We start from the raw sequence: 24,843 nt of genomic DNA, 5'->3' as shown, positions 1-24,843 counted from the left end.
GGCTCAGTCCTGTGCAGTCTTGAAGCGGGTCCACACGCGCATGCGTGCACGCATGTCGGCCTGTGGGATATCGCGGCCCGGGATCAGCCGGGCATAGGTGGCTTGGTCGAGGTAGATATCGGGGTTGTCGCGCATGCGCGGGTCCACTGCCTGGCGTGCCTTGGCGCTGGCGGTAGGGTAACCGGTGAAGTTGCTGATGGCCGCCATGTTCGCCGGGCGCATGACGAAGTTGATGAAACGATAGGCGTAATCCGGGTGCTTGGCATCGGCCGGGATGGCCATGGTATCCATCCACACCGTGGTGCCTTGGCGCGGCACGCGGTACTGGAAGTCGAGCTGCTTGCCCGCGGCGTCGGCGGTACGCTGCGCCTGGATCACGTCGCCACTGTAGCCCAGTGACAGGCACAGGTTCTCGTTGACCAGTTCGGTCACTGGTTGCGACTGGAACTTGCGCACGTACGGGCGAATCGCCTTGAGCAGTTCGCTGGCTGCGGCCAGGTCCTCGCGCTTGGCACTGCGTGGCTCGCGGCCCAGGTAGTTGAGGACCACTGCCAGCACTTCGTCGGGCGAGTCGATGACCGAAATACCGCAGTCGGCGAACCTGGCTGCCAGCTCCGGCTTGAACAGCAGGTCGAGGTTGTCCAGCGGTGCATCGGGCATGCGCTGGCGGACTTTGTCGGCATTCACCGTCAGGCCGATGGTGCCCCAGGTGTAGGGCACGGTCGCCTGGCTGGCCTTGGGGTACCGGGCGTGCAGCTGACGCAGCCCGGGCTCGATGTCGTCCAGGGCCTCCAGGCGGCTGTGGTCCAGTGGCTGCAGGCTGCCGGCGCGCATCAGGCGCTCGGCGACGGTATCACCGGGGAAGACCAGGTCGTAGCCACTGCGCCCGGACATCAGCTTGGCCTCGAGCACTTCGCTGCCATCCATCACGTCGTAGATCACCTGGATGCCGGTTTCGGCCGTGAACTGCTTGAGGGTGTCCTCGGCAAAATAGTCGGCCCAGTTGTACAGGCGCAGCACGGGCTGCTCGGCCTGAGCCTGGCAGGCGCAGACGGCCAGCGCCAAGGCGGCCAGAACGTGGCGTTTCATGCTCATGCCCTCAGGGTGTGTGGGTGGGTGCCGTCCAGGGTCAGCAGCGGTGCGTACATCTCCGGGCGGCGATCGCGGTAGATGCCCCAGCTCAGGCGGTCTTCCCGCATGCCGGCCAGATCCAGGTCGTGCAGCCAGATGCCACTGCTGTCGCGGTCGGCTTCGGCGAGCATGGCGCCCTTGTGGTCGCAGATGAACGACGAGCCATAGAAGCGCATGGCCAACGATGCGTCGCTGGCTGCGACTTCTTCGCCCACCCGATTGGCCGCCACCACCGGCAACAGGTTGGCGGCGGCGTGGCCGCGCATGGCCACCTGCCAGTGGTCGCGCGAGTCCAGTTCGGCACAGCCGGGCTCGGAGCCGATGGCGGTGGGGAACAGCAGCACTTCGGCGCCCATCAGTGCCAGGCAGCGGGCGGTCTCGGGGAACCACTGGTCCCAGCAGATGCCGATGCCCAGGCGGCCGAAGGCGGTGTCCCAGACCTTGAAGCCGGTATCGCCGGGGCTGAAGTATTCCTTCTCCTGGTAGCCGATGGCGTTGGGGATGTGGGTCTTGCGGTAGACGCCAAGCAGGCGGCCATCGGCATCGGCCACGGTCAACGAGTTGAAGAAGGCATTGCCGGCGCGCTCGTACCAGCTCAGCGGCAGCACCACGCCCAGCTCGCCGGCCAGTGCGGCGAAGCGCTGCAGGATCGGGCTGGCAGGGTAGGGCTGGGCGAGTGCCTGGTGCTGGTGGTCCTGTTCGATGCAGAAGTACGGGGTGGCGAACAGCTCCTGCAGCAGGATCACCTGGGCCCCCTTGGCGGCAGCCTGGCGAACCAGCTGTTCGGCGCGGTCGAGGTTGCCAGGCAGGTCCCAGCTGCATGGCATCTGGGTGGTGGCGATGCGCAGCAGGCTCATGGCTGCACCTCGGGTTGTTGCTGGGTGATGCAATGAATGCCGCCACCGCCATGGGCGATGTGGTCGATGCGCACCGGTACGATCTCCCGGCCCGGGAAGGCGTGGGCCAGTTGCGCGGCGGCTTCCTGGTCGGCGGCGATGCCATAGGCCGGCATGATGATCGCGCCGTTGGCGATGTAGAAGTTGGTGTACGAGGCGCAGAATACCTCGGCGTCCTGGTCGACGGCGGCGCTGGCTTCATACAGGTCGAGCAGCTCGAAGTGCCGGCCTTGCGCGTCGGTGGCCAGTTCCAGGGCGCGGCGGTTTTCCCGCACGACTTCGGCGTACACCGAATGCGGGTCATGGGTGGCGTCGACCAGCAGCACGCCAGGGCGGGCGAAGGCGCATACACCGTCGACGTGGCCGTCGGTCATGTCGCCGGTGATGTATTGTGGGTCGCCCGGTAGCCAGATGGTCTTGCGGATGCCCAGGTAGCGGGCGAAGCAGGCCTCGAACTCGGCCTTGCTCACGCCAGGGTTGCGGTTGGGGTTGAGCAGCACCGACTCGGTGGTGATCAGGGTGCCTTCGCCGTCCACATGAATCGCCCCGCCTTCGTTGCACAGCGCCGTGCTGAAGCCATCCAGGCCCAAGTGGTCGAGGATGCGCCGGCCGAGGCTGCGGTCCTGGCCGTGTTGCGACTTGCCTCCCCAGGCGTTGAAGCGCCAGCTCAGGCCGGCCAGGCCATGCTGTGGGTGGCAGACGAAGCTAGGGCCGCTGTCCCGGCACCAGCTGTCGTCCACGGCCATTTCGACCAGTTCGATATTGGCGCCGCAGAGGGCACGTGCGCTTTGCAAGGCCGAAGGGTCGACCACCATCTTCACCGGCTCGAAACGGGCGATGGCCGCCGCGACCCGGGCGTAGTCCTGCTGTACGTCGGCCAGGCGCACGTGCCAGCCGCTTTCCCACAGGGCCTGGTTGTGTGGCCAGACCATCCAGGTGGCAGCGTGGCGGGCCCATTCGGCGGGCATGCGCCAGCCGCTGTCGAGGGACAGGTGCATAGAGAACTCCGATCAATTAAGGATTTTTATCAACGAAGCCCGCCGTCGCGGGTGTTGATGTCCATGCTATGGCTAGGCTTGGCCTGCGACAAACGATAGATTTAGCGCACATCTGATCAGCGGGGCTTATCAATCATGCTCAAACACTGGCCACCCCTGAATGCCCTGCGCGGCTTCGAAGCCGCTGCGCGGCTGGGCAGCTTCCACAAGGCCGCCGAAGCGCTGAACCTGACCCAGTCGGCCATCAGCCAGCAGATTCGCAGCCTGGAAACCTACCTGGAGCAGCCGCTGTTCCACCGCAGTGGCCGCAGCGTGAGCCTGACCGACGCCGGGCACGACCTGCTCAGCACCACGCAGTCGCTGCTGCAGCACCTGGCGGTGGGCATTCGCCGGCTCGACCAGTACCGCAAGCCCAACCAACTGGTGGTCAACACCAGCCCGGCCTTTGCCAGGCACTGGCTGCTGCCGCGGCTGGCCGACTTTCACCAGCGCTGCCCGGATGTCGACTTGTGGCTGTTCACCAGTTTCGAGGTGCCGGACATGGCGACCGAGACCATCGACCTGGCCATCCGCGACGACCTCAGTGCCCAGGCCGAGTGCAGCTTCAACGTGCTGCACCAGGACCAGCTGTACCCGGCCTGCCACCCGGCGTTGCTGCAGACGCCGATGTCGCGGCGCACCACCTTGCATGGCGAGCGCGAGATGGACTGGAGCCACTGGCAGCTGGAGGGTGGCGAGGATGTGGGGCAGCAGGGCAAGGGGCTGAATTTTTCCGACCCCGGGCTGCTGCTGGATGCGGCGAGCGAGGGGTTGGGGGTGGCCCTGGTCAGCCAGTTGCTGGCGCGGCGGGCGGTGGAGGAGGGGCGTTTGCAGGCTTTGTCGGCGCAGCGCGTGCGTGGGCCGGCGTGGGCGTGCCTGGTGCATCGGGATAGCCAGGATGATCCGCTGGCCCGGCAGTTCCTGGAATGGCTGAAAGGGGCTCTCTTGTCAGATTGATGTTGCCTGCACTGGCCCTATCGCCGGCAAGCCAGCTCCCACAGGTCCCTCACAGGGCTCAAGTTTTGCGCCGTCTTTGTGGGAGCTGGCTTGCCGGCGATAGGGCCGGTACAGGTAATCCACCGTTTTGCATCCCCAAGATCACCCCGTAATATGTGTCGGATAACCTGCGGGGGTAGTCTTACCCTCTGATCAACCGGAATCGCCCAAGGCGGCGCTTCCCCCGGCATAAACCTGACGAGGTACAGACATTGGCCATCATTCATCCTAAGGTCCGCGGCTTCATCTGCACCACGACTCACCCGAAGGGCTGCGAGCTCAACGTCCGTGACCAGATCGAAGCCACCCGCAAGCTGGGCGTGCGCGAGGATGGCCCGAAGAAGGTCCTGGTCATCGGTGCTTCCAGCGGCTACGGCCTGGCAGCCCGCATCACCGCGGCGTTCGGCTTCAAGGCCGACACCCTGGGCGTGTTCTTCGAAAAGCCAGGCACCGAGACCAAGGCCGGCACCGCTGGCTGGTACAACGCTGCAGCCTTCGACAAGTTCGCCAAGGCCGAAGGCCTGTACAGCAAGTCGATCAATGGTGACGCTTTCTCCGACGAAGCCCGTGCCAAGGTCATCGAACTGATCAAGAACGAAATGGGCGGCAAGGTCGACCTGGTCGTCTACTCGCTGGCCTCGCCAGTGCGCAAGCTGCCGCAGACCGGTGAACTGGTGCGTTCGGCCCTGAAGCCGATCGGCCAGCCGTACAAGTCGACCGCCATCGACACCAACAAGGACACCATCATCGAGGCCAGCATCGAGCCGGCTACCGAGCAGGAAATCGCCGACACCGTCACCGTCATGGGTGGCCAGGACTGGCAGCTGTGGATCGACGCCCTGGCTGGCGCCAACGTGCTGGCCGAAGGCGCCCGCACCGTGGCCTTCAGCTACATCGGCAGCGACATCACCTGGCCGATCTACTGGCACGGTGCGCTGGGCCAGGCCAAGCAGGACCTGGACGAAACCGCCCTGCGCCTGGACAAGAAACTGGCCGGTGAAGTCAAGGGCGGCGCCAACGTGGCGGTGCTGAAGTCGGTGGTTACCCAGGCCAGCTCGGCCATCCCGGTGATGCCGCTGTACCTGTCCATGGTGTTCAAGATCATGCAGGAGAAGGGTGTTCACGAAGGCACCCAGGACCAGCTGGACCGCATGTATCGCGACCGCATGTACCGTGCCGACGGCGCGCCGGCCGAGGTCGACGAGAAGGGCCGCCTGCGCCTGGACGACTGGGAACTGCGTGATGACGTACAGGACGCCTGCAAGGCGCTGTGGCCACAGGTGACCACCGAGAACCTGTTCGAGCTGACCGACTATGCCGGCTACAAGAAGCAGTTCCTCAACCTGTTCGGCTTCGAGCGCGCTGACGTCAACTACGACGAAGACGTGGCTACCGATGTGAAGTTCGACTGCGTCGAGCTGTAATCGCTGTCGGCCTGTACCGGCCCTTTCGCGGGTAAACCCGCTCCCACAGGGATCCCTTTTAAATTGAGGGAAATGGAGTACCTGTAGGAGCGGGTTTATCCGCGAAGAGGCCGGTACAGGCTATAAAATCTTTGCTAGCTTTGGCGCACAACAACAGGGAATGTGCCATGAGCAGCCTCACCCAACCCGCCACTGCCTTTCGCCACACCGCAGCCGACGGCTACAGCCTCGGCGGCTTCCGCTGGCGCCACGCCCGACCTGACCCCCAGCGCCCGCTGGTGATCATCAACGCTGCCACCTCGGTACGCTGCCGCTACTACTCGCGTTTCGCCGACTACCTGTTCGCCCAAGGTTGCGATGTGCTGACCTACGACTACCGTGGCATCGGCGAATCCCGCCCGGCCTCGCTGCGTGGCTTCCAGGCATCCTGGAGCGACTGGGGCCGGCTGGATTTCGAAGCCATGCTGGTGCATGCCGCAGAACATTTCCCCGGCCAGCCGGTGGATGTGGTGGGGCACAGTTTTGGCGGCTGCGCAGTGGGGCTGGCACCGTCGGCGAGCAAGGTTCGCCGGGTGGTGATGGTTGGTGCGCAATTCGCCTATTGGCGCGATTACGCGGCTGACCAGCGTTGGCAGCTGTTCGGCAAGTGGCATGTGGTAATGCCGCTGCTCACCCGGGTGTTCGGTTACTTTCCCGGCAAGCGCCTGGGTTGGCTGGAGGACACGCCATCCGGCGTGGTGCACGACTGGACCACCCGTACCCCGCGCTATGAGCACCGCCCCAGCGGGCGTGCACTGGAGGCACTACCGTTCGCCCAGGTGCGGGCGGCGACGCTGGCCATCAGCCTGACCGATGACCCCTTTGGTACCGTGGCGGCGACCGAGCGTTTGCTGGGTTATCTGCAGGGCGCCGAGCGCCAGCACCTGCGCATTGCGCCTGTGGATATCTCGGTCGATGAAATTGGCCATTTCGCGTTCTTCCATGACCGCTTTCGCGAAAGTTTGTGGCCGGTGGCCTTGCAGTGGTTGCGGCAGGGTGGGTTGGCGGGTGGGGTGCCGGGAACCATCATCAGCTGAGGTTGGTTTCGAGATTTTGGGGCCGCTCTGCGGCCCTATCGCGACACAAGGCCGCTCCTACAAGGGAACGCGGTCTTCTGTAGGAGCGGCCTTGTGTCGCGATGGGCTGCAAAGCAGCCCCGGCTATCTCAAGCCTTGCGCGCAAGCGGCAGCTCGGCAAACTTGACGCCCGCCAGCCCATGCTTGATCAGCGCACGGATATTGCCATGGTCGCTGCCCTCGGGCGTGGCCACCACGTCACGGTAGTGCTCGCCAAAGGCCAGCAGTGCTTCCTGGTCGCTCAGCCCTTCCAGCAGCGCCAGGCCCAGGGTCTTGCACGAACCTTCGTTCTGCCCGGCCGCATTCGCCACGCCGCCATTGTCGAAGGCCTGTGGCTGGTAGCTGTAGTTGTCGGCAATGAACGCCAGGGTGTCGGCAAACACGTGTTGGCCGCTGGCCAGGCTGGCGCGCAGGGTGTTCAGGTCAGTCACGGGGTTTTCCTTTTTCGAACGCCGCTTGTTGGTCGGCGCTGGCTTCTTTCTGGTATTGGGCTTTCCACTCGGCGTAAGGCATGCCGTACACCGCTTCGCGGGCGTCATCCAGGCTCAGGTCGAGCTGGCGCTCGTCAGCCGCGGCCTTGTACCACTTGGACAGGCAGTTGCGGCAGAAGCCGGACAGGTTCATCAGGTCGATGTTCTGCACGTCGGTGCGCTTCTGCAGGTGTTCGACCAGGCGCCGGAACGCGGCGGCCTCGAGTTCGAGCTGTTGCTGTGGGGTCATGGGCTTCTCTCAGGTCATGCGGTTCTTCAGGTGGCGGCCACCGTTGATGACCACCTGGCTGCCGGTGCTGTACTGGCTGGCGAGCAGGTACTTGACCGTCTCGATCAGCGGGCCGGCGCCGGGTTCGAACTCCAGCAGGGCCTTTTTCAGGGTCTGCTGGCGGTAGCTTTCGTCACCCCCTTCCTTGAGGATCAGCAGCCCCGGCAGGATACCGTTCACATGCACCTTGGGCGCATATTTTTCGGCGAACGACAGCACCATGTTCTGCAACGCGGCCTTGGTCGCGGCGTAGCCGATGTGGCTTTTGCTGCCGCGTGAAGAGGTTTCGTCGCAAATGTGGATGATGTCGGCCTTTTCCACCTTGGCCAGCAGGTCGCCCAGGGCCAGGTTGAGGTGGTAGGGCGCTTCGACGTGCAGGCGGAACATGGTCTCGAGGTTGTCAAGGCCATCGTCGAGCCACAGCGAGGCGTTGTGGATGATCGCGCGCAGGCCGTCGTAATGGTTGTGCAGATAGTCGATCAGGGCCTGGCGGTCGGCCGCCTGGCACAGGTCGGCCTGGAACTGCACGATGTTCGGGTGGGCCGCCTGTGGCTGGACGCTGCGGCTGGCACTGACCACCGTATGGCCGGCCTGTGCCAGTTCAAGGGCCAGGGCCAGCCCGACGCGCTGGCTGGCTCCGGTAACGAGAATGGGGCTGTTCATGTTCGGGGCGGTCAACTTGTCTGTCCTTTGGTTGCCGCCCAGCATACCCGAACTGTCTACCGCGTGTACGGCCTGGCCTCAGCGGCTGCGCAGGGCGCCAGCAGGGGCCGGGGATGCATGCAGCCATCCGGCCAGCAGGCGGGTGGAAAGGGGGATGAACAGGTAGACCATCACCGGCGTCAGGCCCAGGGTGCTGAGCAGTACCCGGGGCACCAGGTCCAGTGCTGCGAGCCAGTGGCCGAACACCAGGTTGAACACCAGCGAGACGGGGAAGAAGGCCAGCCAGATGGCCACGGCCTGCTTCCAACGTGGTGGTTTTTGCACCATATTGGTGCCAAACCAGTCGTCGATGCCGCTTACGCGCGCCTCTTTGGGGCGTTCGAACAAGCCGTTGCCGCGCTGCAACCAGGCCCGGCGCGAGGCGGAATGCTCCCAGGCATGCAGGGTCGGCTCGTCGCTGAAACGGAAAATGATCTGGAATTCGTCGCTGTCGCGGGGTGGCGCCAGGATGCCCGAGCCAAGGTAGCCGGGGAAGTCGGTGGCCAGCTGTTCGCCTTCATGCAGCCAGGCCAGCAGGTCCTGGTAGCGGCCATGGGCGGCGCGGCGCGACACCATCAGGGTGACGGGTGGGGTAGACATCGTGTATCTCCTGGCAACGGGGCTGGCGGGTAGCCGGCCCTTTTGGCTGTGTGGCCCGGGGTGGTGGGCGACGCAGGCGTGCATGCAAGAATCGGGCGCGGATTATCGCCCATGTGCGATCTTCGGCAACTGTCAGCCGGCAAACGGTTGCCGTAGTAGACTAGGTGTTCAACTTGGGCACACAGGGTACCCCTTGCAGATGAACGAACAGGGACTGAACCCGGTAATCGATGCGAGCCTCGCGCAGCAGGACCTGTTTCCGATCCGTGAGGTTTCCCGCCTGACCGGCGTCAACGCCGTGACCTTGCGCGCCTGGGAGCGCCGCCATGGCCTGATCCAGCCAACCCGCACCGACAGTGGTCACCGCCTGTACTCCCAGGCCGACATCGATGACATCCGCCGCATCCTTGGCTGGCTGGAGCGCGGCGTGGCGGTAAGCAAGGTCGCCAGCATCCTCGCCCGCGACCATGCCCTAGCCGGGCAGGCAGGTGGCGCGACGGGCGCCTGGGTGCGCTGGCAGCAGCAGATTCGCCAGGCGCTGCAACGTTTTGACCTGGCCGGCCTGGACCGCCTGTTCGACGAAGTGTTTGCCGCCTGCACCCTGGACCAGGTATTCAGCGAAGTGTTCATGCCGGTGTGGCATGACCTGGCGGTCGGGCAGGGCGGCTACGGGCAGGCCAGCGAGTGGCTGTTCCTCGATCAGTTCCTGCGTGGCCGGGTGTTCGCTCGCTTGCAACTTGCCCGTGTACTGCGCAGCCGCATGGTGCTGCTGGCACCGTTGCCGGGGCAGTGCCACGAACTGGAGTTGCTGGTGACCAGCCTGATCCTGGGCAGTGATGAAGTTGGCGTGACACCACTGGCGAGCGGGCAGCCGCTGGCAGAACTGGCGCTGGTCTGCGAGCGCCTGAAACCGGATGCCTTGGTGCTGTTCTCCCACCAGCCGCCCACGGCGGAACTCACCCGGCGCCTGACGCGCCTGGTGGCAGGGCTGGAATGCCCGTTGTTACTGGCGGGTGAAGCGGCGGAACTGGCACAGGACAGCCTGGCTGGCAGCCCGATCGCCTGCCTGGGCGCACAGGGTAGTGTGATGCGCCAGCGTTTGCGGCAGTTTCTGGCCGGTCAGTTCGATACCTGAGTGTGTAGCTCGGGGTGGGCCCGGCGATGGGCCTGGAGAATGTAGTCGCGCAGGCGTTCGATCTCTTCGGCCGGGCTTTGGCTGAGGTCGTAGGCGGCCAGGTCCGGGCCGATGCGCCGGCCCAGCACACCATGCAGTTCGATGGGGGGGATGCCGCCAGGGGCGAAGCGCAGTTCGAAGCGGGCTGGTGCCGCTGGCAGGCCACGGACTTCCAGCAATGTACCCTTGAACGAAATATCGCGAACCCACAGGCCGCTTTCCTGCCCATGGGCATCGAGCAGCGCGCTCGGCTGCTCCATCGACAGGCGCCAGGGGCGCAGCATGGGCCCGTCTTCGTAGATTTCCGGTGAGCCCAGTTGCAGGTGCAGGGCATGGAACTCGTCTTCCACCAGTTGCAGCGGGAAGCTGATCTGCTGGTTGTTGAACTGGGCCTGCAGGGTTACCTGCTCGTTGGCCACCAAGCGGGTAAGCAAGCTCTGGATGCGGCGGTCGCCATTGACCAGCAGGCTCGACATGGGGTCGGCCAGGTTCAACTGCGGCGAATGCTGCATGTTCTGTATGAAATCCAGCTCGTCCTGGGTCAGGAGCGCTTCTGCTTGCATGATCGAACTCGATGGCGATTTCTTCAACGGGATTGACCGTGCTTGGCGTACTTGGTTCAGGTGCGTTCGTCGGGTTTCGGACGAACGCGCAGTTGCGCCAGTTCCCGCTCCAGTTCGACCTGGCGAGTAACGTCTTTCTGGATACCGATGAAGTAGGTGCGCTGTTCGGCGTCGCGCCTTACCGGGGTGATCGACAGTTCGTTCCAGAAAGCGCTGCCATCCTTGCGGTAGTTGCGCAGCACTTCGCGGCACGGTCGGCCTTCGGCCAGGGCCTTGCGGATGCGGGCGCGGCCAAGCTGGTCGCGGTCGTCGGCCTGCAGGAAGCGGCAATCCTGGTAGAGGATTTCGTCACGGCTGTAGCCGGTCAGGCGTTCGAAGGCCGCGTTCACGTAGATGAGGATGGTGTCGTCGCCTTCCTGTTCGGCGACCACGATGCCGTCATTGGACGCATCGACCATGGATTGCAGTAATTGCGCGTTGATCATGTTCGGGCCATTGAATAAACAAGGGTGCGAAGCAGGGCTGAGGAGGGTGACTTTGGTAGAGGCGGCCTTTTGCCAGCGCCGGATGCTAGTATCCTACGTTTTCACTCAGTTTCGGAATCCTCTACCCGATGAAAGTCGCCATTATTTCCGGATCGGTCTACGGCACCGCCGAAGAAGTCGCCCGTCACGCTGAATCGCTGCTCAAGGCTGCGGGCCTGGAGGCCTGGCATGCGGCGCGCGCCACTTTGCAGGACCTTGAAGGTTTCGCCCCCGACGCCTTGCTGGCCGTGACCTCGACCACTGGCATGGGCGAACTGCCGGACAACCTCATGCCGTTGTACAGCAGCATTCGCGATACCCTGCCTGCGGCCTGGCGTGGCCTGCCGGGTGCGGTGATTGCGCTGGGTGACAGCAGTTATGGCGATACCTATTGCGGTGGTGGCGAACAGATGCGCGAACTGTTTGCCGAACTGGGCGTGCGCGAAGTGCAGCCGATGCTGCGCCTGGATGCCAGCGAGACGGTGACTCCGGAGGCGGATGCAGAGCCTTGGTTGGCTGAGCTTGTTCAAGCACTGAAGGCCTGACTAGAGGCTTCACGCGATCCCTTGTAGGAGCGGCCTTGTGTCGCGAAAGGGCTGCGCAGCAGCCCCAGGATTCGGCAGCGCAGCAGATATTGCTGGGGCTGCTTTGCAGCCCTTTCGCGACACAAGGCCGCTCCTACAGGGATCGCGTCAGCCGTGGAGCTCGCGCAACAACGCCAACCACGCCTGCGCCGCCCGTGACAGATACGCCCCGCGCCGCCAGATGAACGCGATATCCCAACGCAAATCCCCCGGCGAGCGCAGCGGCAAGCGCACCACACCGGGGCGCTCCAGCGCTTTCGCCACCACACGGGGCAGCAGCACCACGCCCTGGCCCGCCGCCGCCAGCGCCGCGAGGAAGTCCGCCTGGCCACTGCGCCCGCCTTCCTTGGGGGTAAAACCCTGCTGCTGGCATGCCTTCAGCAACCGGTCATTGAGCACGAAGCTGCGCTGGTAAAGCAGGAACGGGGTATCGGCCAGCTGCTGCAGGTCCACCCCGTCCTGGCCCGCCAGCTCATGGCCCGCAGGCAGCAGGGCATCCAGTGGTTCGTTGCAGAACGGCTGGTAGTCGAACGCCTCGTCACTGGGCGTCAGGCTGCCACCCAGTTCCAGTTCGCCACTCTTGACTGCCTGTTCGATGCTGCGGCTGCCGCCTTCGAGCAACTGGACCGCGATGTTCGGGTGACGCCGCCGATACTCGGCGAACAAGCCGGCGAACAGCGCGTCGCTGCCCAGCATCGGCAAGCCCAGGCGCAGTTCACCGCGGCCCATCTGGCTGAGGTCGTCCAGTTCGCTGAGCAGCGCCTGACGTTGGCGCAGCAAGGCTTCGCCACGCTCCAGCACGATGCGCCCGGCAGCGGTCAGGTGCAGCTGCGAGGCCTGGCGCTCCAGCAGCGGCTGGCCCACATCTTGCTCCAGCTGGGCCACCTGTTTGCTCACCGCCGACTGGCTGATGTGCAGGGTCTGAGCCGCCTGGGTAAAACCGCCGCGGTGGACCACTTCGATAAAGCTGCGCAGCTGTTTGAATTCCATGATCGCAATTCCATTCTGGAATGGCGTTCAGTCTAACAATTCGCTTCTGGCCTAGGCAGCCAAATCTTAAAATGAGGGCCTGTCGAGGAACCCCCCCATGAAACCCGCGTTATTGAAAAAAACCCTGCGCTTGCTCGTCGAGCTGGCGATCCTCTGTGCCTTGTTCCTGTTCGGTGGCCAGCTTGCCACCTGGCTGGGCTGGCCGATACCTGGCGGCGTGATGGGCCTGGCATTGCTGCTGTTGCTGTTTGCCTCGGGTGTGCTCAAGCCGGCCATGCTGCAACTGGGCGCCGGCTGGTTGATGGCTGAGATGCTGCTGTTCTTCATCCCGGCGCTGATGAGCCTGCTCGATTACGGCGCCCTGATCCGTGACGAGGGCTGGCGCATCCTGCTGGTGATCGCCGTGAGCACCCTGATGGTAATGGTGGTGACCGCCTTGACCGTGGAACTGGTGTGCCGCTGGAGGTTGCGCCATGAGCCTTGAACCCATGCCGCTGTTCTGGCTGGCCCTGACCTTGCTGGCGTACCTGGGCAGCCGCTGGCTGTACCGGCGCAGCGGGCGCTACCTGCTGTCGCCGCTGATCCTGGTGCCCGTTCTGTTGCTGGCGGTGGCCGTGCCGCTGCACACCGCCTATGCCGAGTACGCCCGCAACACCCATTGGCTGATGAGCGTGCTTGGTCCGGTGACCGTGGCCTTCGCGGTGCCGATCTGGCAGCAACGGGCCATGCTGGCGCGCCACTGGCCGGCACTGATGGTGGGCATGGTCGCCGGCAGCAGCGCTTCGATCGCCAGTTCCTGGGGGTTGGCTCATATGTTGGCGCTGGACAGCGCGACCAGCCTGTCGCTGGTGCCGCGTTCGATCACCACGCCCTTTGCCATGCCATTGGCCCATGACCTGGGTGGCGTACCGGAACTGACGGCGGTGTTCGTGATGTTCACCGGCGTGCTGGGCGCCATGTTCGGCGGCGTGCTGCTGCGTTGGTTGCCGTTGCGCACGCCGCTGGCGCGGGGCGCGCTGTTCGGCGTCGGTGCGCATGGCGCCGGTGTCAGCCGGGCGCAGGAGGTAGGCCGCGAGGAAGGCTCGGTGGCCGGCCTGGTCATGGTCCTGACGGGGCTTTTGAACCTGTTCGCGGCACCGCTGCTGGCCATGCTGCTCTGACCGTTCGTGCCACTGACTCGCCAAGTCATCAAGCTGGCTGGCAACGCAAGTTCCAGCCCATGGGCTGCTGGCTAGACTCAGCCTCGACATAGAGAGCACATGTAAGTGCCGAGGTGACATGCAATGACCGCAGCCTTGCTCTATTCCACCAACACCACTTCACCGGGACCGTTCTGATGCCCATGGCCGAAATTCCATTGTGCGTCTGGCGTACCCGGGGACAGAGTTTCAGCTTCCGGGGCCAGAGCATCCGCTACTGGACCGCAGGGCAAGGAGAGCCCCTGCTTCTGTTGCACGGCTTCCCCACCGCCAGCTGGGATTGGCACTACCTGTGGGGGCCTTTGGCCCAGCGCTTCCGGGTGATCGCCTGCGACATGCTTGGCTTTGGCGATTCGGCCAAACCGGTCGATCACGTGTACAGCCTGATGGAGCAAGCCGACCTGCAGCAGGCCTTGCTCGCCGAACTGCAAGTCGACCAGCCGGTGCATCTGCTGGCCCATGACTACGGCGGCAGTGTGGCCCAGGAACTGCTGGCACGGCATCATGAACAGCGCGCCAACATCGCCAGTTGTGTGTTTCTCAACAGCGGGCTGTTCCCCGAAAGCTGCCGCATGCTGCTGATCCAGAAGCTGTTGCTCAGCCGGCTGGGCTGGCTGGTAGGGCGCTCGTTCGGGCGTGACGACCTGGTGCGCAACGTGACTCAGGTCTACGGCCCTTGCACCCACCCAAGTGAAAGCGCGCTGGATGACTTCTGGAGCCTGATCGCCGCCAACCGTGGCACGCGCATCCTGCACAAGCTGGTGTGTTACATGCCGGAGCGCAGGTTGCACCGCGAACGCTGGGTTGGCGCGATGCAGCACGAAGGCGTGCCGCTGCGCTTGATCAATGGCGTGGTCGACCCGCTGTCCGGCGCGCACATGGTGGAGCGCTACCGGCAACTGGTGCCGGAGCCGGACACCGTGCAGTTGCAGGGCATCGGCCATTACCCGCATACCGAAGCGCCAGTGCAGGTGCTGCGCCATTACCTGGCCTTTCGTGAACAACCGCTGAGCTGTTTCCAGCAGAAGGTGGCCTGGTCCTGACAGGGCCTCATCGCCGGCAAGCCGGCTCCCACAGGTACAGCGCAGGCCTGGAGGCCGGCGCGGTTGGTGTGGGAGCTGGCTTGCCGGCGATGGGCCGCACAACGGCCCCATAACCATCGTGCTGCGTTATTGCCAGGCATTCAGCCTGCGTGAGCTTGATTGTCCGCCCGCCGCTGGCGGCGGACACTCGGCTGACCTGAACCTGCCTGGAGCCATGAGCATGAGCGAGCCTGTCCGTCTGCAAGATCGCGTGGTGATCGTCACCGGAGCCGGGGGCGGCCTGGGCCGGGCACATGCGCTGCTGTTCGCTGCGCGTGGTGCGCGGGTGGTGGTCAACGACCTCGGCGGCTCCACCCACGGTGAAGGTGCCAGCGCCTCTGCCGCCGACCGGGTGGTAGCGGAGATCCGCGCCGCTGGTGGCAGTGCCATTGCCAACCATGACTCGGTCAGCCACGGCGCGCGTATTGTCGAGCAGGCCCTGGACAGCTTCGGCCGGGTCGATGTGCTGGTGAACAATGCCGGCATCCTGCGTGACAAGACCTTCCACAAGATGGAAGACAGCGACTGGGAGCAGGTGTATCAGGTGCATGTCGAGGGGGCTTACAAGGTCACCCGTGCCGCCTGGCCCCACCTGCGCGAGCAGAATTGGGGGCGGGTGATCTTCACCGCTTCCACGTCCGGTATCTACGGCAACTTCGGCCAGGCCAACTATGGCATGGCCAAGCTGGGCCTGTATGGGCTGACTCGTACCCTGGCGATCGAAGGGCGCAAGCACGGCATCCTGGTCAACGCCATCGCCCCCACCGGTGGTACCCGCATGACCGAAGGGTTGATCCCGCCCCAGGTGTTCAAGCGGCTCAAGCCAGAGCTGGTCAGCCCGCTGGTGGTGTACCTGGGCAGCGAGCAGTGCCAGGGCAGCGGTGAGCTGTTCGAAGTGGGCGGCGGCTGGGTGGGCAAGGTGCGGTGGGAGCGTAGCCTGGGGGTAGGCTTCGATCCGCGCGAAGGCTTTACCCCGGAACAGGTGGCGGAGAACTGGGCACGAATAGGCGACTTCGATGGGGCAGTGCACCCACAGGACAGCTTGCAGGCGTTGCAGCAGATGATGGCGAACTTGCAGAAGTATCCGCTGGGCTGAGCTTTGTACTACCTGTGCTGGCCTCTTCGCGGGCTTGCCCGCTCCCACAGGGATCTCACTGCCCTCAGGCTTGGTGATATCCCTGTGGGAGCGGGCAAGCCCGCGAAGAGGCCAGCACAGGCGACGGAAATTTTCAGGGCAAATAAAAAAGGCCGCTGCAAGCCGCAGCGGCCAATCGAGACGTCAGATCAAGGAGCTTCAAAATCTACGTCGGTGAACCTCGCAGGCCTGAAAGGCGGGGGGGGAGAGCCCTTCATGCCGGCCAGTGAGTTAAGAATAAGCGCCTGATCCTGTAGGAAAAATAGCCGCTTATGACATTCACCTTTACGTATCGGGCAATAGTGCCGCAAGCGCTCAGCCGGCGGGCGAATAGCCCATGCGCCAGCTGGTTTCCCGCGCTGCCGCCAGCAGCCGTTGCGCCGCCGGGCCATGCTCGTCGGCATGGAAGATCGACGTCGGCCCGACCACGGTCATCACCGCGGCGACCTGCCCCATGGCATTGAACACCGGGGCCGACAGCGCATCCACGCCCGGCATCAACAGCCCGTGCACATGGTGCAGGCCACGTTCACGAATGCCCGCCAGTACCGCCTGGTAGTCGGCGGCGCTGTGCTGCAGGGCGGCCAGTTCCCGGTCACGCAACTCCACGGTCTCGCGCTCGGGCAGGTAGGCGGCGAACACCAGCCCGGTGGACGACGTGAGCAGCGGCAGTACCGAGCCGATCTGCGTTACCACGGTGACCGCGCGTACCGCCGGCTCGATGCTGACCACTGTCGCGCCCTGGTTGCCCCATACGGCAACGAAGCAGCTCTCGTTCAGTTCATCGCGCAGCTGCGACAACGGTAGCGCGGCAATCTTCAGCACATCGATACTGCCCAGCGCCGCCAGCCCCACCCTCAGTGCCTCGCGCCCCAGGCCGTAATGGTTGGTGGCCGCATCCTGCTCGGCAAAACCGCTGGCGATCAATGCCTGCAGGTAACGGTGCACCTTGCTCGCCGGCATCTGCACATGTTCCGCGAGGCGCGACAGGGAGGTGGACGGGGAGAGCTCGGCAAGGGCCTTGAGGATGTCGGTGCCGACCTCTGCCGAGCGGACTTTCTGCTTGCCGTTGTCGGCGGGGGAGCTGGCTTTGGCCATGGACATCTTCTTCCGGATTCGTCGAGTCGCGCCTTTATAGCTTGACGCATTGCCCGTAGCAAATTACGTTATTCGTAATCTGATTACGATAAAAACAATGCAGACGCGCTGCCACCCCGCCCCGGGCCAGCAGCCAGCTGCCAGCAACGGCTCGGCCAGAGCCCGGAGGCATCGATGAATCGCGATACGTCACCCGACCTTCACTACCTCAGCGGCTTCGGCAACGAGTTTGCCAGCGAAGCGCTGCCAGGGGCCTTGCCGGTCGGGCAGAACTCGCCGCAGAAGGCGCCCTATGGTCTGTATGCCGAGCTGCTCTCGGGCACGGCGTTTACCATGACCCGCAGCGAGCTGCGCCGCACCTGGCTGTATCGTATTCGTCCGTCTGCCTTGCACCCGCGTTTCGAACGCCTGGCGCGTCAGCCGCTGACCGGCCCGCTGGGGGCCATCACCCCCAACCGCCTGCGCTGGAACCCCCAGCCGATCCCCGTCGAACCGACCGATTTCATCGAGGGCTGGCTGCCCATGGTGGCCAACGCCGCTGCGGAAAAACCGGCCGGCGTGAGCATCTACATCTACCGCGCCAACCGGTCCATGGAGCGGGTGTTCTTCAACGCCGACGGTGAACTGCTGCTGGTGCCGCAACAGGGCCGCCTGCGTATTGCCACCGAACTGGGGGTGATGGAAGTCGAGCCGCTGGAAATCGTGGTCATCCCGCGTGGCATGAAATTTCGCGTCGAACTGCTCGACGGCGAGGCCCGCGGCTACATCGCCGAAAACCACGGCGCGCCGCTGCGCATCCCGGACCTGGGCCCGATCGGCAGCAACGGCCTGGCCAACCCGCGCGACTTCCTCACCCCGGTGGCGCACTACGAAGAGGCCGATGGCCCGGTGCAGCTGGTGCAGAAGTTCCTGGGCGAACATTGGGCCTGCGAACTGCAGCACTCGCCACTGGACGTGGTCGCCTGGCACGGCAGCAACGTGCCGTACAAGTACGACCTGCGCCGCTTCAACACCATCGGTACGGTCAGCTTCGACCACCCGGATCCATCGATCTTCACCGTACTTACCTCGCCGACCAGCGTGCATGGCCTGGCCAACATGGACTTCGTGATCTTCCCGCCACGCTGGATGGTGGCTGAGAACACCTTCCGTCCACCATGGTTCCACCGCAACCTGATGAACGAGTTCATGGGCCTGATCAACGGTGCCTACGATGCCAAGGCCGAGGGCTTCCTGCCGGGCGGTGCCTCGCTGCACGGAGTGATGAGCGCCCACGGCCCCGACGCCGAAACCTGCGAAAAGGCTATTGCCGCCGACCTGGCGCCGCACAAGATCGACAACACCATGGCCTTCATGTTCGAGACCAGCCAGGTGCTGCGCCCGAGCCTGCAAGCCCTTGAATGCCCGCAGTTGCAGGCCGACTACGATAGTTGCTGGGCCACCTTGCCGAGCACCTTCAACCCGAACCGGAGATAACCCATGAACCAGACCGCCATCGCCCGTAGCTGGGTCGAGCACGCCAACGGGCACAGCGACTTCCCGCTGCAGAACCTGCCGTTGGGCATCTTCAGCCGGCCGGGTGAAGCCAAGCGCTGTGGCGTGGCCATTGGCGACGCGATCCTCGACCTGGAGGCGGTGCTGGCCGCCGGCCTGTTCGACGGTGCCGCCAAGGCCGCTGTCGAGGCCACCCGTGGTGGGGCCTTGAACGCATTTTTCGCCCTCGGCCGCAATGCCCGCGTCGCCCTGCGCGAGCGCCTGCTGGTGCTGCTGGGCGAACACAGCGAACACCAGGCGGCACTGCAGGCCGCCCTGTACCCGGCCAGCGCCTGCCAGCTGCATGTCCCGGCGCAGATCGGTGACTACACCGACTTCTACGTGGGCATCGAGCACGCCAAGAACGTCGGCAAGCTGTTCCGCCCCGACAACCCGCTGCTGCCCAACTACAAGTACGTGCCGATCGGTTATCACGGCCGCGCCTCGACCATCCGCCCGTCCGGCACTGATGTGCGCCGGCCCAAAGGCCAGACCCTGCCGGCCGGGCACACCGAGCCAAGCTTCGGCCCCTGCGCGCGCCTGGACTACGAGCTGGAGCTGGGTATCTGGATCGGCCAGGGCAACGACATGGGCCAGGCGATCCCGGTAGGCGATGCTGCCGAGCACGTGGCCGGTCTGTGCCTGCTCAACGACTGGTCGGCGCGCGATATCCAGGCCTGGGAATACCAGCCGCTGGGGCCGTTCCTGTCCAAGAGCTTCATCACCACCATCTCGCCCTGGGTGGTTACCGCCGAAGCGCTGGAGCCGTTCCGCTGTGCCCAGCCGGCACGCCCGGAAGGCGACCCGCAGCCACTGTCGTACCTGCTGGACAAGCGCGACCAGGCCGCCGGTGCATTCGATATCGAGCTCGAGGTACTGCTGCTGACCGAGCGCATGCGTGAGCAGGGCCTTGCCCCGCACCGCCTGACCCTGAGCAACACCCGCAGCATGTACTGGACCGTGGCGCAGCTGGTCGCGCACCACAGCGTCAACGGCTGCCAGCTGCAACCGGGCGACCTGTTCGGTTCGGGCACGCTGTCGGGCGCCACGCCAGGTTCGTTCGGCAGCCTGCTGGAGATCACCGAAGGCGGCAAGCACCCGGTGGAACTGGCCAGTGGCGAGGTGCGCAAGTTCCTCGAAGACGGCGACGAGATCATCCTGCGTGCCCGCTGCGTGCGTGATGGCGTGGCCAGCATTGGTTTCGGCGAATGCCGCGGCACGGTCATCGCGGCCAACTGAGGAGGCACGGGCATGGAGCTGTACACCTATTACCGTTCCACCTCGTCCTACCGGGTGCGCATTGCCCTGGCACTGAAGGGGCTGGCCTACCAGTCCCTGCCGGTCAACCTGTTGCAGGGTGAGCAGCGCGGTGCGGACTATGTCGCGGTCAACCCGCAGGGCCGTGTGCCGGCCTTGCGCACCGATGGCGGTGAGCTGCTGGTGCAATCGCCGGCGATCATCGAGTACCTGGAGGAGGTTTATCCACAGCCTGCCCTGCTGCCTGCTGCGGCCGAGGCGCGCGCCAAGGTACGGGGCGTGGCGGCGATCATCGGCTGCGACATCCACCCGCTGCACAACGTCAGCGTGCTCAACCGGCTGCGCCAGGCTGGCCAGGACGAGAGCCAGGTCAACCAGTGGATCGGCCACTGGATCAGCCAGGGGCTGGCGGCAGTGGAGCAGCTGATAGGCGATCACGGCTTCTGCTTCGGTGATGAGCCGGGCCTGGCGGATGTCTACCTGATCCCGCAGTTGTACGCGGCCGAACGCTTCAACATCGACCTCGACAGCTTCCCGCGTATCCTGCGGGTTGCCGCCCTGGCGGCGGGGCACCCGGCGTTCGCCCAGGCCCACCCAGCACAGCAGCCGGACAGCCCGGCTCAGTGAATGGAACGGTTCGCCGCCGGAAGCTTGCCGATACGCTCGGACAGTTTCAGGCGCTGGACCGGGTCCTCCGTCAGCAATAACGCATGCTCCAGGTCGAAGCGCTCGGCCTGCGGGCAATCCAGGTGCTGGTAGAGCGAGGCGCGGGTTACATAGTCGCTGACCTGCACCGGGCCCAGTTGCATGACCCGCTCGGCATCGATCAGCGCCGCCAGGTGGTTGTCGTTGCTGATGTGCAACTGGCGCAGGTTGCGTGACAGGCGTTGCAGCATCTGCAGCGGGCTGGCACTGCGCATGTGCTCGGCGGTCAGCGCTACATGCGGGCCAAACTGGCGAGCCAGCAGCTCGCGGCAATCGTTGGGGTACAGGCGGCGGCCACCACAGGGGTCGAGCAGGTGATCCGCACCTGGCACGCGCAGCAGGAAGTGGCCAGGGAAGCCTACGCCCTCAAGGGGGATGGACAGGCGCCGGGCCAGTTCCAAGGCGAGGATGGCCAGGGCCAGCGGTTGGCCACGGCGGCGCTGCAGCACCTTGTCCATCATCGCGGCATGCGGGCGCAGCGGGTGATATTCATCCTGCTGGAAGCCCAGGGCATTGAGTTGGCGCAGCAGTGGCTGGGCCAGTTCGCACAGCGGCAGCATCGGCAGGTTGGCGCTGATCTCACGCTGCAGGTCATGCAGCTTGGCAAGGCTGGCCGCGGGCTCGACGCTGCGGTCGTGCTCGGCGGCAATCCATAATGCGGCTTCCAGCAGGGCGACGGGCTCGCGTTCCAGGCAGGCCAGGCAGGCTTGACGTGGCTTCATGGGGCTTCTCCACACACGCTTGAGTATTAGCCGCGGCGCGCGGTTTCGTCCAGTGGTCCGGCGGCGGTGCCAGCCCAAGGGCCATGCCTATACTGGAAGGAGCACCTCGTAGGGGAGCCTGTCGATGTTCGCGCTGATGCAAAGCACCCGTACCCAGTCGCTGCACTTGTTCACCCACCCGCCCACCGGCCTGAAGGCCGTGGTGGCTATTCACAGCGAGCAGTTGGGCCCGGCCATGGGCGGTTGCCGCTACCTGCCTTATGCCGATGATGAAAGCGCCATGACCGACGCCATTCGCCTGGCCCAGGGCATGAGCTACAAGGCGGCGCTGGCTGGCCTGCCACTGGGGGGCGGCAAGGCGGTGATCATGCGCAATCCGCATGTGGAAAACCGTGCCGCGCTGTTCGAGGCCTTTGGCCGCTTCATCGACACCTTGCAAGGGCGCTTCATCATCGCCGTGGACAGCGGCACCTCGACCCTGGACATGGACTGCATTGCCCAGAGCACACCCCATGTGACCAGCACCACGGCCTCGGGTGACCCCTCACCGCATGCGGCGATGGGGGTTTTTGCCGGCATTCGTGCCACCACTTCGTTCCGCCTTGGCAGTGATGACCTGCAAGGGCTGCGGGTTGCGGTGCAAGGGCTGGGCAATGTCGGTTATGCGCTGGCGGAGCAACTGCATGCGGCGGGTGCTGACCTGCTGGTGAGCGACCTGGACCCTGGGCGGGTGCGGTTGGCGGTGGAGCAGTTCAATGCCCATCCGGTGACCAACGATGCGTTGATCAGCACCCCTTGCGACATCTTTGCCCCTTGCGGCGTGGGGCCGGTGTTGAACGGGCAGAGCGTGATGCAGCTGCGTTGCGCGGCGGTGGCGGGGGCGGCGAACAACCAGCTGACCACTTTGCAGGTAGCCGACCAGCTGGAGTCGCGCGGGATACTGTATGCGCCCGATTACGTGATCAATGCCGGTGGGTTGATCTACGTGGCACTTACCCATCGTGGCGAAGACCTGGGCACCATCACTGCGCACCTGGCGCGGATACCTTCACGGCTGACCGAAGTGTTTGGCCATGCGCAGGCAGAGAAGCGCTCGCCGGCGCGGGTGGCGCAGATGCTGGCGGAGCGGTTGCTCTACGGTTGAGGGGCGATACCGGCTTTGCGGGCCTCTTCGCGGGCACGCCCGCTCCCACAGGAATACCTCCCTGTTCTGCCCAAAACCTTGAAACCCACGCGGTCCCTGTGGGAGCGGGCGTGCCCGCGAACACGGGCGCAGCCCGTGCCATCCACCTTGAGCGCGCTGAACCTCAAGCCAGAAGCGGCCAGTGCAGGCAATTACTCGGCCGCTGGCGCTTCGAGCAACTCGGCCAGCGCATCCGGCTGGCTCTTGAACGCCCGGGCGAACACATCGCGGTTCTTGGCCATGTAGATACCGGCTTCCTCGACCTGTTTCTCGCTCAGCGAGGGCACTGCCTTGTGCAGTACTTCGGCCAGGCGCTCGGCCAGTTCGAGCATCTTGTCGTGACGGTCTGCTTCGGCCTTATCCATGAACAAGCGCTCCGGGTCGCGGCTGCTGCGGTACACCACTTCGACGGCCATTCATCACCTCTATGCCTTTTGCTGGTTGCGTTTCGATTTACTGTATCTATATACAGTAATGGCAATGTTGATTGCTTCGCAAGCAGAAATTGTAGCGTGGTGCAGAGGGCTTACTGCTTCATGCCCAACTCAGCATCATCCATCAGCGCCTTGGCCATCCGGGCCCTTTCGCGGGTGAACCCGCTCCCACAGGTACTGCATCTACCTCAAAGGCCTGTGGAGGTCCTGTGGGAGCGGGTTTACCCGCGAAGAGGCCAGCCCAGACAACGCAACACTCAAACCTCAGTGCAAAGTCCGAGGCTCAGCGGGCCTCTGCACCTGAACCAGTGCCGACTCAAGCAAAGCCCGCAACGTTTCCAGCTCATGCATTGAGGTCATCATCAGGATCGAAGCCGGCGATTTGGGCTGCAGTAGCAAGGCCTGATGCACCACGGTGGCTGCTCGCTTCTGGCAACTTGCCACGCCTCAAGGTGCCTTGCGGCAATCGGTCGCCTTCCAAGGCAGGGGCCTGGCCTTTTAACTGCATGGCACAAGCGTCACGCCGGTGACGCATCATCCTTCAAGACGTATCGGGGAATGGAACATCGTGAACATCAAATGGGCAGAAAAGCTGCGCAAGGGCCTGCACGGCTCGGCCGACTCGCTGGGCAACCTGTGCGTCGAGGCATTCCATTACCTGGCGCTGTTTGGCATTGGCGCGATCACCGCCTATGCGGCAGTGATGACGTTCCTGGACATGCTCGGCAAGGGCGGGGTCAGTGTCGATGACATCCTGCTGCTGTTCATCTACCTGGAGCTGGGGGCGATGGTCGGTATCTACTTCAAGACCAACCACATGCCGATCCGCTTCCTGCTGTACGTGGCCATCACCGCGCTGACCCGCCTGCTGATCGGCGACGTCTCGCACCACAAGGCGCCGGACGTAGGGCTGTTGTACGTGTGCGGTGGCATCCTGTTGCTGGCGTTCGCGATCCTGGTGGTGCGTTACGCCTCGTACCGCTACCCCTCGACCAAGGTACTGGATGCCAACGGCAAGGAAGTGGAGGAGGGCAAGTAGCCCTCAGTTGGCGATGAAATGGCGCGGCTCGTGGCGGGCGTCACGGGTCAGCGCGGCCAGCACCTGCAGAGGGTTCTGGCTGTGTTCGATGGCCAGGCCCAGGCGGATGCTGTCGATCACCCGCTGCAGGCGTACCGGGTCATTGCGCTGGGCCTGGGTGATGAGGCGCTTGGCGACCACGCCAGCGTCGTCGGACAGGGTCAGCATGATGCTGCCGTCGAGGTTTGCAATGCTCAGGTTGACCCGGTATTCGGGGGCGAATGCAGCACTGATTCGTTCGAATGGGTTGTTCATGGTCATGCTTCTGCGGTGAATGAGTGCAGAAGTTGACCGGGGAAATTACCTGTTGGTTCAGCGCCATCGATCGATACAAACGAAAACGCCCGGCATCAGGCCGGGCGTTTGCATTGCCGATCAGGCGTCCGGGTCACTCAGTTCCAGGGCTCCGCGCTTGCTGCGCAGCTTGCCGTAGAAGTGTTCCAGCGCGTGGTTGAGCTTGGTGGCGGCACCATCGACCGCCTGGTCCAGCGAAGTGGCGGTGTGGGTCACGGAAATCGGTTGGTGGCCTTTGGGGCGAGCCTCCATCTGGCAGCGTTTGTCATGCGGTCCGGGCTTGGCGCCGTTCTCGTCGCGCAGGTGAACCTCGATGCGGGTGAGGTCGTCTTCGTAACGTTCCAGCGAGTTCTGCAGTGTGCTGCGGACCCACTGGTCGAGCCGGGCGTTGCCTTCGAAATGGTTGCTGCTGTTGACCTGGATTTGCATGATTCAATCCTTATTCAGCTTGCTCGCATGGAGACGCGCCTAGGCCTTTGAGACCCTTGGAATTTCTGCGCCTCTTGACTCTAAGGTCAGGCAACGGCGAAACGAATTCAAGCCCTTTTTGAAAATAAATTTCTTGTTGCATTCAAGGCGGCAGGCGGCTCATCGCTCGGCCTTTGCTTATGAGAATTGAAATCATTAT

At 64.5% G+C, this 24,843-nt stretch carries 29 protein-coding genes; 14 read left to right on the top strand and 15 right to left on the bottom strand.

The window, feature by feature from the left end; all coding sequences use genetic code 11:
• Positions 1-3 precede the first annotated feature (3 nt).
• The 3 genes from C163_RS22055 to C163_RS22045 are packed head-to-tail and all read right to left on the bottom strand — an operon-like array spanning position 4 to position 3,025.
• Entirely contained in the window at positions 4-1,089 is a 1,086-nt protein-coding gene (locus C163_RS22055) for an extracellular solute-binding protein (RefSeq protein WP_049866779.1), read from the bottom strand.
• A 2-nt stretch (positions 1,090-1,091) separates the two neighbouring features.
• Positions 1,092-1,988: an N-carbamoylputrescine amidase gene (gene aguB, locus C163_RS22050; protein ID WP_025340629.1), complete on the bottom strand. Its 897-nt coding sequence runs from the start codon at positions 1,986-1,988 to the stop codon at positions 1,092-1,094.
• Positions 1,985-3,025 (bottom strand): agmatine/peptidylarginine deiminase, encoded by a 1,041-nt coding sequence (locus C163_RS22045; RefSeq protein ID WP_025340628.1) that lies wholly within the window; start codon positions 3,023-3,025, stop codon positions 1,985-1,987. The genes aguB and C163_RS22045 overlap by 4 nt, the downstream gene beginning before the upstream one ends.
• A gap of 135 nt (positions 3,026-3,160) precedes the next feature.
• Here C163_RS22045 and C163_RS22040 point away from each other — a divergent pair, with 135 nt between their 5' ends.
• The 3 genes from C163_RS22040 (at position 3,161) to C163_RS22030 (ending at position 6,560) form a co-directional block, all read left to right on the top strand.
• On the top strand, positions 3,161-4,021 hold the full coding sequence (locus tag C163_RS22040) for a LysR substrate-binding domain-containing protein (protein WP_025340627.1): 861 nt from the start codon (positions 3,161-3,163) through the stop codon (positions 4,019-4,021).
• Positions 4,022-4,272: 251 nt separating this feature from the next.
• On the top strand, positions 4,273-5,484 hold the full coding sequence (gene fabV / locus C163_RS22035) for an enoyl-ACP reductase FabV (protein WP_025340626.1): 1,212 nt from the start codon (positions 4,273-4,275) through the stop codon (positions 5,482-5,484).
• 167 nt (positions 5,485-5,651) lie between these two features.
• Entirely contained in the window at positions 5,652-6,560 is a 909-nt protein-coding gene (locus C163_RS22030; protein WP_025340625.1) for an alpha/beta fold hydrolase, read from the top strand.
• A gap of 128 nt (positions 6,561-6,688) precedes the next feature.
• On the opposite strand, the gene C163_RS22025 is transcribed toward C163_RS22030, so the two are convergent.
• Genes C163_RS22025 through C163_RS22010 form a run of 4 tightly spaced genes read right to left on the bottom strand, consistent with a single transcriptional unit; the run spans position 6,689 to position 8,660 of the window.
• Entirely contained in the window at positions 6,689-7,030 is a 342-nt protein-coding gene (locus tag C163_RS22025; protein ID WP_003260709.1) for a HopJ type III effector protein, read from the bottom strand.
• The gene (locus C163_RS22020) at positions 7,023-7,319 is read right to left on the bottom strand and encodes a DUF1244 domain-containing protein (RefSeq protein WP_003260708.1); all 297 of its coding nucleotides are present in this window, start codon (positions 7,317-7,319) and stop codon (positions 7,023-7,025) included. The genes C163_RS22025 and C163_RS22020 overlap by 8 nt, the downstream gene beginning before the upstream one ends.
• 9 nt (positions 7,320-7,328) lie before the next feature.
• Positions 7,329-8,066 carry a dihydromonapterin reductase gene (gene folM / locus C163_RS22015; protein WP_025340624.1) on the bottom strand — a complete coding sequence of 246 codons (738 nt, stop codon included), beginning with the start codon at positions 8,064-8,066 and terminating at the stop codon, positions 7,329-7,331.
• A gap of 33 nt (positions 8,067-8,099) precedes the next feature.
• Complete coding sequence (locus C163_RS22010) at positions 8,100-8,660, bottom strand: hypothetical protein (RefSeq protein WP_015271784.1); 561 nt, start codon at positions 8,658-8,660, stop codon at positions 8,100-8,102.
• A 199-nt stretch (positions 8,661-8,859) separates the two neighbouring features.
• Between C163_RS22010 and C163_RS22005 the strand changes: the two genes are divergently transcribed.
• Positions 8,860-9,795 (top strand): MerR family transcriptional regulator, encoded by a 936-nt coding sequence (locus C163_RS22005; protein WP_025340623.1) that lies wholly within the window; start codon positions 8,860-8,862, stop codon positions 9,793-9,795.
• On the opposite strand, the gene C163_RS22000 is transcribed toward C163_RS22005, so the two are convergent.
• Together C163_RS22000 and C163_RS21995 are read right to left on the bottom strand one after the other, a co-directional pair.
• The gene (locus C163_RS22000; protein ID WP_025340622.1) at positions 9,780-10,397 is read right to left on the bottom strand and encodes a hypothetical protein; all 618 of its coding nucleotides are present in this window, start codon (positions 10,395-10,397) and stop codon (positions 9,780-9,782) included. The genes C163_RS22005 and C163_RS22000 overlap by 16 nt on opposite strands.
• A gap of 56 nt (positions 10,398-10,453) precedes the next feature.
• Positions 10,454-10,882: a PAS domain S-box protein gene (locus C163_RS21995; RefSeq protein WP_025340621.1), complete on the bottom strand. Its 429-nt coding sequence runs from the start codon at positions 10,880-10,882 to the stop codon at positions 10,454-10,456.
• Positions 10,883-11,010: 128 nt separating this feature from the next.
• Here C163_RS21995 and C163_RS21990 point away from each other — a divergent pair, with 128 nt between their 5' ends.
• Positions 11,011-11,466: a flavodoxin gene (locus C163_RS21990; RefSeq protein ID WP_025340620.1), complete on the top strand. Its 456-nt coding sequence runs from the start codon at positions 11,011-11,013 to the stop codon at positions 11,464-11,466.
• A 147-nt stretch (positions 11,467-11,613) separates the two neighbouring features.
• Here the strand turns inward: C163_RS21990 and C163_RS21985 are convergent, their stop codons facing one another.
• Positions 11,614-12,495 (bottom strand): LysR family transcriptional regulator, encoded by an 882-nt coding sequence (locus C163_RS21985; RefSeq protein WP_025340619.1) that lies wholly within the window; start codon positions 12,493-12,495, stop codon positions 11,614-11,616.
• A gap of 97 nt (positions 12,496-12,592) precedes the next feature.
• On the opposite strand from C163_RS21985, the gene C163_RS21980 reads away from it, so the two are divergent.
• From C163_RS21980 to C163_RS21965, 4 genes are all read left to right on the top strand, one after another.
• Positions 12,593-12,979 (top strand): CidA/LrgA family protein, encoded by a 387-nt coding sequence (locus C163_RS21980; RefSeq protein ID WP_025340618.1) that lies wholly within the window; start codon positions 12,593-12,595, stop codon positions 12,977-12,979.
• A complete protein-coding gene (locus tag C163_RS21975; RefSeq protein WP_024087732.1) occupies positions 12,969-13,655 on the top strand; it encodes an LrgB family protein in 687 nt (228 codons plus the stop codon). Before C163_RS21980 ends, C163_RS21975 begins: the two co-directional genes overlap by 11 nt.
• 176 nt (positions 13,656-13,831) lie before the next feature.
• Positions 13,832-14,737, top strand: coding sequence for an alpha/beta fold hydrolase (locus tag C163_RS21970; RefSeq protein ID WP_025340617.1), 906 nt, complete (start codon positions 13,832-13,834; stop codon positions 14,735-14,737).
• A gap of 220 nt (positions 14,738-14,957) precedes the next feature.
• Positions 14,958-15,872, top strand: coding sequence for an SDR family oxidoreductase (locus C163_RS21965; protein WP_025340616.1), 915 nt, complete (start codon positions 14,958-14,960; stop codon positions 15,870-15,872).
• A 354-nt stretch (positions 15,873-16,226) separates the two neighbouring features.
• On the opposite strand, the gene C163_RS21960 is transcribed toward C163_RS21965, so the two are convergent.
• Positions 16,227-17,009 carry an IclR family transcriptional regulator gene (locus C163_RS21960; protein WP_025340615.1) on the bottom strand — a complete coding sequence of 261 codons (783 nt, stop codon included), beginning with the start codon at positions 17,007-17,009 and terminating at the stop codon, positions 16,227-16,229.
• A 174-nt stretch (positions 17,010-17,183) separates the two neighbouring features.
• Here C163_RS21960 and hmgA point away from each other — a divergent pair, with 174 nt between their 5' ends.
• Genes hmgA through maiA form a run of 3 tightly spaced genes read left to right on the top strand, consistent with a single transcriptional unit; the run spans position 17,184 to position 20,426 of the window.
• Positions 17,184-18,485 (top strand): homogentisate 1,2-dioxygenase, encoded by a 1,302-nt coding sequence (hmgA, locus tag C163_RS21955; RefSeq protein ID WP_025340614.1) that lies wholly within the window; start codon positions 17,184-17,186, stop codon positions 18,483-18,485.
• 3 nt (positions 18,486-18,488) lie between these two features.
• Complete coding sequence (gene fahA / locus C163_RS21950; RefSeq protein WP_025340613.1) at positions 18,489-19,781, top strand: fumarylacetoacetase; 1,293 nt, start codon at positions 18,489-18,491, stop codon at positions 19,779-19,781.
• A 12-nt stretch (positions 19,782-19,793) separates the two neighbouring features.
• Positions 19,794-20,426 (top strand): maleylacetoacetate isomerase, encoded by a 633-nt coding sequence (gene maiA / locus C163_RS21945; RefSeq protein ID WP_025340612.1) that lies wholly within the window; start codon positions 19,794-19,796, stop codon positions 20,424-20,426.
• Here maiA and C163_RS21940 read toward each other — a convergent pair.
• Positions 20,420-21,226 (bottom strand): SirB1 family protein, encoded by an 807-nt coding sequence (locus tag C163_RS21940; RefSeq protein ID WP_025340611.1) that lies wholly within the window; start codon positions 21,224-21,226, stop codon positions 20,420-20,422. The genes maiA and C163_RS21940 overlap by 7 nt on opposite strands.
• Before the next feature lie 124 nt (positions 21,227-21,350).
• Between C163_RS21940 and C163_RS21935 the strand changes: the two genes are divergently transcribed.
• Positions 21,351-22,370, top strand: coding sequence for a Glu/Leu/Phe/Val dehydrogenase dimerization domain-containing protein (locus tag C163_RS21935; RefSeq protein ID WP_025340610.1), 1,020 nt, complete (start codon positions 21,351-21,353; stop codon positions 22,368-22,370).
• A 191-nt stretch (positions 22,371-22,561) separates the two neighbouring features.
• Here C163_RS21935 and C163_RS21930 read toward each other — a convergent pair whose 3' ends face one another.
• Entirely contained in the window at positions 22,562-22,825 is a 264-nt protein-coding gene (locus C163_RS21930; RefSeq protein ID WP_003260692.1) for a YebG family protein, read from the bottom strand.
• A gap of 586 nt (positions 22,826-23,411) precedes the next feature.
• Between C163_RS21930 and C163_RS21920 the strand changes: the two genes are divergently transcribed.
• A complete protein-coding gene (locus tag C163_RS21920; protein WP_025340608.1) occupies positions 23,412-23,882 on the top strand; it encodes a phosphate-starvation-inducible protein PsiE in 471 nt (156 codons plus the stop codon).
• 3 nt (positions 23,883-23,885) lie between these two features.
• On the opposite strand, the gene C163_RS21915 is transcribed toward C163_RS21920, so the two are convergent.
• Together C163_RS21915 and C163_RS21910 are read right to left on the bottom strand one after the other, a co-directional pair.
• A complete protein-coding gene (locus tag C163_RS21915) occupies positions 23,886-24,176 on the bottom strand; it encodes a DUF3509 domain-containing protein (RefSeq protein WP_025340607.1) in 291 nt (96 codons plus the stop codon).
• A gap of 120 nt (positions 24,177-24,296) precedes the next feature.
• Positions 24,297-24,644 carry an HPF/RaiA family ribosome-associated protein gene (locus tag C163_RS21910; RefSeq protein WP_003260689.1) on the bottom strand — a complete coding sequence of 116 codons (348 nt, stop codon included), beginning with the start codon at positions 24,642-24,644 and terminating at the stop codon, positions 24,297-24,299.
• Positions 24,645-24,843 lie beyond the last annotated feature (199 nt).

Source organism: Pseudomonas sp. FGI182 (genome assembly GCF_000511325.1).
Classification (GTDB): Bacteria; Pseudomonadota; Gammaproteobacteria; order Pseudomonadales; family Pseudomonadaceae; genus Aquipseudomonas; species Aquipseudomonas putida_Z.
Note: the sequence above shows the minus strand (reverse complement) of the source record. Positions and strands in the feature narration are given on the sequence as shown.

What these genes read in the sequence shown, in the direction of transcription:
- C163_RS22055 (WP_049866779.1), bottom strand. Translation starts at nt 1,089, where the DNA reads ATGAAACGCCACGTTCTGGCCGCCTTGGCGCTGGCCGTCTGCGCCTGC.
- aguB (WP_025340629.1), bottom strand. Translation starts at nt 1,988, where the DNA reads ATGAGCCTGCTGCGCATCGCCACCACCCAGATGCCATGCAGCTGGGAC.
- C163_RS22045 (WP_025340628.1), bottom strand. Translation starts at nt 3,025, where the DNA reads ATGCACCTGTCCCTCGACAGCGGCTGGCGCATGCCCGCCGAATGGGCC.
- C163_RS22040 (WP_025340627.1), top strand. Translation starts at nt 3,161, where the DNA reads ATGCTCAAACACTGGCCACCCCTGAATGCCCTGCGCGGCTTCGAAGCC.
- C163_RS22030 (WP_025340625.1), top strand. Translation starts at nt 5,652, where the DNA reads ATGAGCAGCCTCACCCAACCCGCCACTGCCTTTCGCCACACCGCAGCC.
- C163_RS22020 (WP_003260708.1), bottom strand. Translation starts at nt 7,319, where the DNA reads ATGACCCCACAGCAACAGCTCGAACTCGAGGCCGCCGCGTTCCGGCGC.
- folM (WP_025340624.1), bottom strand. Translation starts at nt 8,066, where the DNA reads ATGCTGGGCGGCAACCAAAGGACAGACAAGTTGACCGCCCCGAACATG.
- C163_RS22010 (WP_015271784.1), bottom strand. Translation starts at nt 8,660, where the DNA reads ATGTCTACCCCACCCGTCACCCTGATGGTGTCGCGCCGCGCCGCCCAT.
- C163_RS22005 (WP_025340623.1), top strand. Translation starts at nt 8,860, where the DNA reads ATGAACGAACAGGGACTGAACCCGGTAATCGATGCGAGCCTCGCGCAG.
- C163_RS22000 (WP_025340622.1), bottom strand. Translation starts at nt 10,397, where the DNA reads ATGCAAGCAGAAGCGCTCCTGACCCAGGACGAGCTGGATTTCATACAG.
- C163_RS21995 (WP_025340621.1), bottom strand. Translation starts at nt 10,882, where the DNA reads ATGATCAACGCGCAATTACTGCAATCCATGGTCGATGCGTCCAATGAC.
- C163_RS21990 (WP_025340620.1), top strand. Translation starts at nt 11,011, where the DNA reads ATGAAAGTCGCCATTATTTCCGGATCGGTCTACGGCACCGCCGAAGAA.
- C163_RS21985 (WP_025340619.1), bottom strand. Translation starts at nt 12,495, where the DNA reads ATGGAATTCAAACAGCTGCGCAGCTTTATCGAAGTGGTCCACCGCGGC.
- C163_RS21980 (WP_025340618.1), top strand. Translation starts at nt 12,593, where the DNA reads ATGAAACCCGCGTTATTGAAAAAAACCCTGCGCTTGCTCGTCGAGCTG.
- C163_RS21975 (WP_024087732.1), top strand. Translation starts at nt 12,969, where the DNA reads ATGAGCCTTGAACCCATGCCGCTGTTCTGGCTGGCCCTGACCTTGCTG.
- C163_RS21970 (WP_025340617.1), top strand. Translation starts at nt 13,832, where the DNA reads ATGCCCATGGCCGAAATTCCATTGTGCGTCTGGCGTACCCGGGGACAG.
- C163_RS21965 (WP_025340616.1), top strand. Translation starts at nt 14,958, where the DNA reads ATGAGCGAGCCTGTCCGTCTGCAAGATCGCGTGGTGATCGTCACCGGA.
- C163_RS21960 (WP_025340615.1), bottom strand. Translation starts at nt 17,009, where the DNA reads ATGGCCAAAGCCAGCTCCCCCGCCGACAACGGCAAGCAGAAAGTCCGC.
- hmgA (WP_025340614.1), top strand. Translation starts at nt 17,184, where the DNA reads ATGAATCGCGATACGTCACCCGACCTTCACTACCTCAGCGGCTTCGGC.
- fahA (WP_025340613.1), top strand. Translation starts at nt 18,489, where the DNA reads ATGAACCAGACCGCCATCGCCCGTAGCTGGGTCGAGCACGCCAACGGG.
- maiA (WP_025340612.1), top strand. Translation starts at nt 19,794, where the DNA reads ATGGAGCTGTACACCTATTACCGTTCCACCTCGTCCTACCGGGTGCGC.
- C163_RS21940 (WP_025340611.1), bottom strand. Translation starts at nt 21,226, where the DNA reads ATGAAGCCACGTCAAGCCTGCCTGGCCTGCCTGGAACGCGAGCCCGTC.
- C163_RS21935 (WP_025340610.1), top strand. Translation starts at nt 21,351, where the DNA reads ATGTTCGCGCTGATGCAAAGCACCCGTACCCAGTCGCTGCACTTGTTC.
- C163_RS21930 (WP_003260692.1), bottom strand. Translation starts at nt 22,825, where the DNA reads ATGGCCGTCGAAGTGGTGTACCGCAGCAGCCGCGACCCGGAGCGCTTG.
- C163_RS21915 (WP_025340607.1), bottom strand. Translation starts at nt 24,176, where the DNA reads ATGAACAACCCATTCGAACGAATCAGTGCTGCATTCGCCCCCGAATAC.
- C163_RS21910 (WP_003260689.1), bottom strand. Translation starts at nt 24,644, where the DNA reads ATGCAAATCCAGGTCAACAGCAGCAACCATTTCGAAGGCAACGCCCGG.